Annotated in this window: 8 protein-coding genes; 7 read left to right on the top strand and 1 reads right to left on the bottom strand. The window is 39.2% G+C overall.

Features of this window, described 5'->3' with window-relative positions; genetic code table 11:
• Positions 1-44 precede the first annotated feature (44 nt).
• A complete protein-coding gene (locus QUA90_RS13630) occupies positions 45-848 on the top strand; it encodes a discoidin domain-containing protein (protein WP_333445994.1) in 804 nt (267 codons plus the stop codon).
• A 227-nt stretch (positions 849-1,075) separates the two neighbouring features.
• On the opposite strand, the gene QUA90_RS13625 is transcribed toward QUA90_RS13630, so the two are convergent.
• Positions 1,076-3,712 carry a tetratricopeptide repeat protein gene (locus QUA90_RS13625; RefSeq protein WP_333445992.1) on the bottom strand — a complete coding sequence of 879 codons (2,637 nt, stop codon included), beginning with the start codon at positions 3,710-3,712 and terminating at the stop codon, positions 1,076-1,078.
• Between the two features lie 709 nt (positions 3,713-4,421).
• On the opposite strand from QUA90_RS13625, the gene QUA90_RS13620 reads away from it, so the two are divergent.
• The 6 genes from QUA90_RS13620 to QUA90_RS13600 form a co-directional block, all read left to right on the top strand.
• Positions 4,422-4,685 carry a hypothetical protein gene (locus QUA90_RS13620; protein WP_333445989.1) on the top strand — a complete coding sequence of 88 codons (264 nt, stop codon included), beginning with the start codon at positions 4,422-4,424 and terminating at the stop codon, positions 4,683-4,685.
• A 141-nt stretch (positions 4,686-4,826) separates the two neighbouring features.
• Entirely contained in the window at positions 4,827-5,042 is a 216-nt protein-coding gene (locus tag QUA90_RS30435) for a sulfotransferase (protein WP_445300107.1), read from the top strand.
• A gap of 18 nt (positions 5,043-5,060) precedes the next feature.
• Positions 5,061-5,729: a methyltransferase domain-containing protein gene (locus QUA90_RS13615; RefSeq protein WP_333445987.1), complete on the top strand. Its 669-nt coding sequence runs from the start codon at positions 5,061-5,063 to the stop codon at positions 5,727-5,729.
• A 9-nt stretch (positions 5,730-5,738) separates the two neighbouring features.
• Complete coding sequence (locus QUA90_RS13610) at positions 5,739-6,329, top strand: acyltransferase (RefSeq protein ID WP_333445986.1); 591 nt, start codon at positions 5,739-5,741, stop codon at positions 6,327-6,329.
• Between the two features lie 39 nt (positions 6,330-6,368).
• Complete coding sequence (locus tag QUA90_RS13605; protein WP_333445984.1) at positions 6,369-7,568, top strand: DegT/DnrJ/EryC1/StrS family aminotransferase; 1,200 nt, start codon at positions 6,369-6,371, stop codon at positions 7,566-7,568.
• Between the two features lie 165 nt (positions 7,569-7,733).
• A partial coding sequence (locus QUA90_RS13600; RefSeq protein ID WP_333445982.1) for a glycosyltransferase occupies positions 7,734-9,071 on the top strand: 1,338 nt, incomplete at its 3' end.

Raw genomic sequence — 9,071 nt, 5'->3', positions numbered from 1 at the left:
CTACCGAAACTGGTCTAAACTAACTATGTTATTCTACCACAAATATAGTCTGTCTACTTACGCCGAGCTGTACTAGGACGGTCGATAGTCTATTGAGAGAGCTGTTCCCACATATACCCGAAAACAAGTTTCAGTTGTTGGTAATCGATACTCAAGGTTGTGATTTAAAAGTTTTAGGAGGCTGTCATAGACTTTTGAGAAATGGATTAAAATATGTATCCGTAGAAATTAGTGAGGACCCTTTGTATGAAGGGGGATGTACCCATGAGCAAATTACTGATTTTTTAAAGCTTTATGGGTTTAGAATGAAAAATATGTTTATTCATTCTGCTGGTTGGGGAGAAGCTTTTTATGTGAAACACCCCAAATTGGCTATTTTCAAGAGCTTTGGTAATAATACTGATAGCAATAAGATTTCTTGGGATAATTTAGCCTTGCATAAGCCCTGTCAACAAAGTTCCTACTATCAATTTTTCACCCCTGAGCTTGTTAAAAAACAAAGTGCCGTTAACGGCATTAAGAATGGTCAGTTTAGTTTTCATACGGAAAAAGAGGTAAACCCTTGGTGGCAGGTTGATTTAGAAAAATGTTATGAATTGAAAGAAATTAAGATATATAACCGACTCAATTCATGTTCTGAAAGGGCAAGGACATTGCGAGTTTTGCTGTCCTCTGATGGTGGTAAGTGGGAAGAAATTTACGCCAATGACGAAGGTAGTATTTTTGGCGGTGTTGACAACAATCCTTTAATTATTCCCATTGATGGAAAGGTTGCCCGTTATGTTCGCTTACAATTGAACGAAGAAAACTATCTTCATTTAGATGAAGTGGAAGTCTATGGAAGGTGAGCTGTTAGTGATATCTGTTAAATATTAGGATTAAAACTAGGTTGATTTGTGAGGGTTGCACAATCATAAGATGATTTGGTAATTTGGGATCTTCGATTGTGGGGGCGGACAGTCCTTCGCCCCTACAGGATGATCAACAGAGCATCCCGCAATTAATTATGCAAGGCCGAACTCCGGTTAGATCAACAATAAGTCCCTTATCAAATATAGACACAACTTCAGTGATCTTATTTAATTGCTTCCATATTCAAACTAACCGGATCGCGAGAACTATCGGGAAAATTAGTGATATCCGTGGTTCCCGGTTGCCACATTCTTACTTCCTTGAAGTTAGCAACTTCTAATAGAAGATGCTCTAAACTAGCTTGATTAAAAATTGTTTTGTGATAGTTGAACTCATAGTCTTGTCCTCCCATCAATCGTCCTAGAATAGGTCCAATACAATTGCCATGCTCATGATACATTTTGATAATTAAATCCAAATTGGGAACAGCTAGTCTGAGAATACCATTAACTTTTAAAACTCGATGCCATTCCTTTAATATGCGGGGAATCTGAACATGAGAAAAATGTTCCAGACAATGAGAAGCATAAATTAAATCAACACTTTCATCAGCAAAAATAGAGAGATCATCAATAGCACGGACATAGTCTATATGTGGTGCTGGCCGAATATCAATATTAATAAATTCTGGGTGATCAAGATTACCGCAACCCAGGTGTAAATAAATGGGTTCCTTTGGCATTTTCATTGTCTCAGGGACACTATCAGAATCAACTTGATAGCCATACACTTCAACTTCGTCTAAATGTAAGTAATTCCTTTCTAGTAACTGCAACTTCACATATCTTGCTATTCGGTTAATTTCAACTATTAGGGGAGAACCATTAATACCACCAAAGGGCTTACTTTCATTGTAAATATAAACCTGTTCCCAATCAACTGCATCTACAGAAATTAGTACGGTTAACGTATTAGCCCTGTCGTAACAATCATCGAGACGATTATAAATCTTGACATCTTTAATGTGAAAATAATCTTGTAAATCCACCTGCCACCAAGGCTGTTCCTCAATATCCGTATGAAATCCAAATTTACCATTCTTCACACCATTAACGCCACCGGGAGCATCATTTTCTCTTGCTCCACCATATACAGAACTTTGTGTAGCAGGTTTCTTAAGGGCTATATTCATAAAATATGGTGGTGATATTAGTTCTATCATTTCTTTAGGGTAAAACAACATGAATTTTTTTTGTTCATAAGAATTTTTCCATCCTTCAAACTCATATTCATTAGTCCTCACACTGGGAAAAATATAGAAAGGAAGACGAGCAAAAATGGTTTGATATGGTAATTCCTCAGCTATGTGAAACAAATGATCATGGGAATAATGCAGAAAGAAAGGGCAGTATAACTTTTGTAAATTGGGTGAAATCATTGATAAGTTATTACCAAATGTTCCCTGTCCAATTACTAAATGTTTGGCGCTGAGGATTGTGTTTACATCTTCTTCTAAAGAATTGGATTGAACCCTAGCATTATATCTAATTAACAGTTCATCAATACAAGGATTAAGTCGATCAGGCTCAGTGACAACTACAATATCTTGATAATTACCATGTTCTATGATTTTTTGGTAGTAACTTAAAGGAGGCTGAATATATAAAGGGTGTACATTAAAATTAGAAAAAACATCCCCCGAACGAATATGTATAACCAAAGTTCTTTCACCAATACTTTTATCTTCTCTATAGGGAACTAGATTGAATATTGTGTTGTGTAAAATTTTCAGACTTTCCGAGTTAGGAATTATTAGCTCTGGAACGATAAAAAAGTTACCCTTTATTTTTACCAACCAAGAAGTTGGTTTAGAAGTGGAAAAGTTTATTTCTCCTTGATTTAATTTAAGGTAATAATGTCCAGGGTGAACGAGTTTGCCTTTATAACTCTCCGCTAAATAAATCCCATTTAACAATTGAAATAGACTATTGCCTAGTCTTAAAAATTCATCTATCTCAAATATATAGGAAATATTTTCACTCCCGTTTAACTCTCTCCAGTTGGATATATTATGCTCACTGGAAAAGACTTCTATCTGATATCCTATTTTTTCCAGTTCACTAAAGTTTAATAATGACTTATTCATATCAATACTGTTCATAGAAACTAATTCTCCTTTTCGAGATTTGAAGTGACATTCATAGGCTTCAGGATTCAGTTCTAGGGCGCGACGGTATGTAGCGCTCGCCTCATCCCAGTGATTCAATTTCCGTAGAAGATCCCCTAACTGCAACCAGACTTCCCAGTTATCGGGTTGAACCTGCAAAAGATTGTGATAAGCTTCCACATTGTCTGGATTGAGTGCTATAGTGTGGCGGTACGAGGCTATGGCTTCTGCTAAATGGGACTGATTTCGCTGTTGCACTGTATTTGCCAAGGCATAAGCAATCCAATCAGCTTCAGGGTTCAACTCACTTGCACGGGTATAAGCTGCGATCGCCTCATCCAGTTGACCAAGTTTTGCTAAACTATTACCTAGCCCCACGTAACTTCCAAAATGTTCGGGATTCAATTCAATCGCCTTGCGAAAGCCTACAGCCGATTGTTCCCACTCTTGTTGTTGAGCTAGGGCCTCTCCTAGGTGGTGGTAACTCCAAGAAAAATCTGGTTTAAGTTCTATTGCATGGCGGTATGCGGTGACTGCTTCATCGTATCGACCCAGTTTGGCTAGGGCTTCCCCAATCTGATGGTGTGCCCAGGAATCGTTGCTATTGAGTTCAAGTGCCCGACGGTAAGTGGCGATCGCTTCTTCTGAATTACCTTCCTGTTGCTGTTGCTGGTCTTTGTCGAATTCGCTCATAGCCGTCTCATCCTTATATCTGCGATATATATCTGCGATAACTTTTTATTTACAACTATCAAGTTATCAGTTTACACGCAGTGGCGCAACGCTTTACAGCACTGGCTTGTCTATATTACCAGCTTTTTCTACAGCATCACCACTCAGATCGGACTCAATAGTGTTGAGGGAGGAGTCAAGGGCGGGAGATCGCTACCTGGTCCCACTCCAAACTTCCCGGAGTGGTGCTAAGCGATCAAACTACAGCCAAGTTTCTCTGATACCTTCCTGAATTGTTTGGGGCTTGGCAACGATTGCCGATAGAACCCATTTGGGATCTATTCACTGACCACATTTGCCAACCGTTTGAGCATTAGCCGAATAAAACATAGATTGAGTTTGGCAGTCGCATGTATCGAGTGTCCGCTCGAAATTTTTTACCCAACTTTTGCACCGTTCCTTCTGGCTAGCGGTGCGACTGGTTTTTAGCGGTTTCTCGCTCACTCTGTACACTTTCTGCGATCGCCACAATCAGTTGGCGTGCCATGACTACTACCCTCTAAACAGTATCTTTATATGCAACTTCGTCTAAAATTGGTATGACCTCATTATCTAAGCTCCCAAATGGGTTCTATAGAGGCTGGTATAAATGCTGAAGCGTTCGCCTTTTGTGCTATAGTTTTTCAGAGGGCTTGATATTACCAGAATTTAGACGGGTCATGTTTTGAGGATGAATACGGAAAAATTAGAAAAAATTAAAGCGGATTTGGAGCAGTCGCGCTCTTGGTTACAAGAAATTAAAAACTCGAAAGCATCAATTCAATTCAATTATAACAAAATTTTTTGTGTGGGCATGAACAAAATTGGAACTGAATATACGAAAGCCGCACTGATTGAATTAGGATTTCCGTTTGCACCTCAGCTTCCAGCCGAAATGATGTTAAAAGACTGGGCTGAAATAAGGTTTGACAAATTAATAGATTTTTGCTATTAGAGACAATAGCCAAGTATGGTTTGAATCTATTAAACGCTTTCACCGTAAACTATTCAGTCAAGGCAAAACCCCTCATGGGAAGATTTGGAGTCAGCAAGTTATGTTTATGAAGGTTGGATGGCAGAAGCCAGTAAATAATATATTTTCCAGGCTGATGAGTATGGTTTATACGATCAATCGAGATATATTGAACTCTCTGAATTTCCTAATCAAATTGTTAGAGAATATTTTAGATACAGGAGTGAGGCACTTTTAGTAATTAACACGGCTTCGGAAGAATCTTATGACCAACTGTGTAAAATCCTGGATGTTTCTCCAGTTAGAACAAAATTCCCTCATTTAAATAAAAGCCAATAATCAGGAGGATTGGGCCAAATGTTTAATGATAAGTTACAGCAGATTAGGGAAGATTTAGAGCGATCGGCCTCTTATTTACAACAAGTAAAATCAGGTTTACAATCTCGTCATAAAATCAATTCATCTTTTCAAGATATACAATTGATTGAACATAAACTACATATAGGGTGTGGGGCAGTTAAACTAGCAGGATGGATAAATATAGATGAGAGTCCTCATCCTGGCGTTACTGACCTACACTTAGATATTACCCAAGGACTCCCTTATCACGACAATTCTTGTAGTTTAATTCACCACGAACACTTTTTAGAGCATCTATCAGCAGAAGCAGGTTTAAACTTTCTCAAAGAATGTTACCGAGTGCTGAAATTAGGAGGCGTAATGCGGATAGCTATGCCATCTTTGGATCTGATCATTGAAAAGTATTACTTAGGAAACTGGAAAGATCAAGATTGGTTAAAATGGCCTGAGTATCAATTTATTCAAACCCGCGCCGAGATGCTTAATATTTCTTTTCGGTGGTGGGGACATCAGTGGTTGTACGATCAAGAGGAATTACATCGCAGGTTGCAGGAAGCAGGCTTTACTATAATTAGAGATGTTGAGTGGGGAAATAGCGACATACCCGAATTAAAAAACCTAGAAACTCGTAAAGACTCTTTACTTATCTGTGAGACAGAAAAATAATTAAATTATATGACAAATCAAGCCTACAAATTAGAATTAGCACAAGTCGGTCAAGATGTGATTATTTGGCCACAAGCTAAAATTGTATCCCCTGAAGTTATTGCCATAGGTGACTCGGTAATTATTGATGATTTTGTCTTTATCATGGGTGGCAAAAGCACCCAAATTGGTAGTTTTGTTCACATCGCTTCGTTTACCTCAATTACTGGTGGTGGTGAGTTAGTGATGGAAGATTTTACTGGCTTATCAGGAGGAGTTAGAGTTTATACAGGAAATGAAGACTATTCGGGTGGTTGCTTAACTAACCCATCTGTACCTGAGCCTTATCGTCTACCTACTCGGTCATTTGTTCACATAAAAAAACACGCACTTGTCGGCGCCAATACAGTGATTTTGCCCGGAGTTGTTATTGGTGAAGGTGCTGCTATTGGTGCTAATTCTTTATTGACGAAAGATTGTGAACCTTGGAAAATATATTTTGGTTCTCCAGCTAAGGCGATTAAAACCCGTCCTCAAGATAAAATCTTAGAATTAGAAGCTCACTTGCGTCAAGACTTGTATGATGGTAGAGGTAATTACATCCCAAAAAACCCGCGTTAAAATTTAAAATTTAGTGCTAGTGAAAAATTAGACACTCTAATGATGACAAAAAAATCTAACTTAGAAGACTTAGCCATATTTGGTGGTAAGCCAGTATTTAACGAAGCACTCCATGTGGGAAGGCCCAATATAGGCGATCGTGCCTCCCTCCTCAAACGAATCAATGATATGCTAGACAGGAGATGGCTAACCAACAACGGCCCTTATTTACAAGAATTAGAGCAGCGGATCAGTAGCTTGCTCGGGGTCAAGCACTGCATCGCCACCTGTAACGGGACAGTAGCCCTGGAACTTGCCATTAGAGCCGCAGGGCTTGGTGGTGAGGTGATTGTACCTTCCTTCACATTCATCGCTACACCTCACGCCTTACAATGGCAAGAAATCACGCCCGTTTTTTGCGATGTAGACCCTTGCACCCACACCATTAACCCTTGGCGAGTCGAGGAAATGATTACGCCACGCACCAGTGGTATTATAGGAGTTCATGTATGGGGACAGCCTTGTGATGTAGAAGCCTTAACCGAGATTGCTCGGAAACACAACCTCATGTTGATGTTTGACGCTTCCCATGCCTTTGGTTGCTCCTACAAGGGAGAAATGATTGGGAACTTTGGTGAGGCAGAAGTCTTCAGTTTCCATGCTACCAAATTTTTCAATGCTTTCGAGGGCGGCGCCATCGTTACCAATAACGACGAACTAGCTGCTAAAATACGCTTGATGAAAAACTTTGGCTTTGCTGGTTATGATAATGTTGTTTACATCGGCACTAATGGTAAAATGAGCGAAGTCTCGGCTGCCATGGGATTGACCTCCCTGGAAAGTCTTGATAATTTTATCTCAGTCAACTATGGTAATTACAAGCAGTATCAGGATGAACTAGCGGGCATTCCTGGCATTTCCTTATTCACCTACGGAGCAGCAGAAAGATGTAACTATCAGTACATTGTACTAGAAGTTAATGAGGCGGTGACTCAAGTTACTCGCGACCAACTGATAGATATTATCTCTGCTGAGAATGTTCTCGCCCGTCGTTATTTCTATCCAGGCTGTCATCGGATGGAACCTTATCGATCGTATTTTCCTCATGCAGGATTATTACTGCCAGAAACAGAGAAACTGGTACAACGGGTGTTGCTGCTGCCTACAGGTACGGCAGTGGGGTTAGGCGAAATCAGAACAATCTGTGAGATAATCCGGTTAGTCGTTGCATGGGGTGAAGAAGTCAGAGGAAAATTATAAAACTTGCCTCTTTCTCAATTTAGTTAAATTAGGGGAAACAAATACCTGAACTTCTTTGTAATCAATGCTGTTCAATTGGGTTCATTTTAAGTTAGGCTAAAAAAGCTATCTAATAGCTCTAAGATTAGTGGAATCTACTTTTAAACTTTTAAATGGAGAAAATTTATGCCAAGAGTATCAGTTATAATGGCTTCCTATAACCATGAAAAGTATGTAGCCGAAACAATTCAAAGTGTGTTAAGCCAGACTTATCAGGACTTTGAATTTATAATTACTGATGATGGTTCGCCCGATGGAACTGTAGAGGTTATCAAAAAGTTTGCCGATTCGCGAATTAAACTATTTTGTTTTTCAAAGAATCAAGGCGCTTGTGTGGCGATTAATAATTGTATAAAAGAGGCCAAAGGTGAGTACATAGCAGTTATCAATTCTGATGATGCGTGGATGCCTGATAAACTGGAAAAACAGGTTAAATTTTTAGATGAACACCCAGAAAACGGAGCGGTTTTTACTTATGCCCAATTTATCGATGATAATGGCAATGATTTGGGTTACGATCATCATTACAATCGGATATTTATACAACCTAATAGAACAAGGTTTGAGTGGCTAAGAGTTTTCTTTGAGTTTGGCAACTGCTTATGCCACCCTAGTATCTTAATCCGTAAGCAGTGCTACAACGAGGTAGGCTTTTATGACGAGCGATTTGCACAGTTGCCTGACTTTGATTTCTGGATACGGCTTTGCATGAAGTATAATATTTTTATCATGCCTGAAAATTTGGTAAAATTTCGGCTTTGTCAAAGCCAAGGCAACGCCAGTGGCAATACATCAAAAAATAGCAGTAGACTAACACTGGAATGTTCGCAAGTATTAAAAAATTATATCCAACCTGAAATTTTTGACGATTTGGTAAATATATTTACTTTGACCGAAAATATAAATGAAATTGGATTATCTAGAAAGATAAAAGAAGTTGAGAGAGATATAGCACCGTTTTTTATTGCTATGCTTGCGAGTCGGGATAATCGCCATGCTCACAAATATTTTTCTTTTGATATTCTGTATCAGATGTATAGCAACAAAGAGATAGCTCAAAAGTTAAAAGAGCAATATTCCTTTGATTTTTCTAACTTGGTTAACTTGGCTTGGGAGCAGGATATTTTTGGTATAGTAGCCCTAGAGCAGGTGCGATCCCAGCTATGCCAAAATCAAGGGGAATTGGAACAATCTCAGGCGCAACTACACCAGATCCAGGCAGAATTAGCTGATGCCCAAGCTCAACAGCATCAGACAGGGGAAGTATTAGAACAGTTGAACTCTCAACTGCATCAAACTCAACAAGAGTTGGAGCAGGCGAACTCTCAACTGCATCAAACTCAACAAGAGTTGGAGCAGTCGAACTCTCAACTGCACCAAACTCAACAAGAGTTGGAGCAGTCGAACTCTCAACTGCACCAAGCTCAACAAGAGTTGGAGCAGTCGAACTCTCAACTGCATCAG

This window comes from Microcoleus sp. D3_18_C4, from assembly GCF_036702355.1.
Classification (GTDB): domain Bacteria; phylum Cyanobacteriota; class Cyanobacteriia; order Cyanobacteriales; family Microcoleaceae; genus Microcoleus.
This window is presented reverse-complemented; position numbering and strand designations above follow the sequence as displayed.

What these genes read in the sequence shown, in the direction of transcription:
- QUA90_RS13625 (WP_333445992.1), bottom strand. Translation starts at nt 3,712, where the DNA reads ATGAGCGAATTCGACAAAGACCAGCAACAGCAACAGGAAGGTAATTCA.
- QUA90_RS13620 (WP_333445989.1), top strand. Translation starts at nt 4,422, where the DNA reads ATGAATACGGAAAAATTAGAAAAAATTAAAGCGGATTTGGAGCAGTCG.
- QUA90_RS13615 (WP_333445987.1), top strand. Translation starts at nt 5,061, where the DNA reads ATGTTTAATGATAAGTTACAGCAGATTAGGGAAGATTTAGAGCGATCG.
- QUA90_RS13610 (WP_333445986.1), top strand. Translation starts at nt 5,739, where the DNA reads ATGACAAATCAAGCCTACAAATTAGAATTAGCACAAGTCGGTCAAGAT.
- QUA90_RS13605 (WP_333445984.1), top strand. Translation starts at nt 6,369, where the DNA reads ATGATGACAAAAAAATCTAACTTAGAAGACTTAGCCATATTTGGTGGT.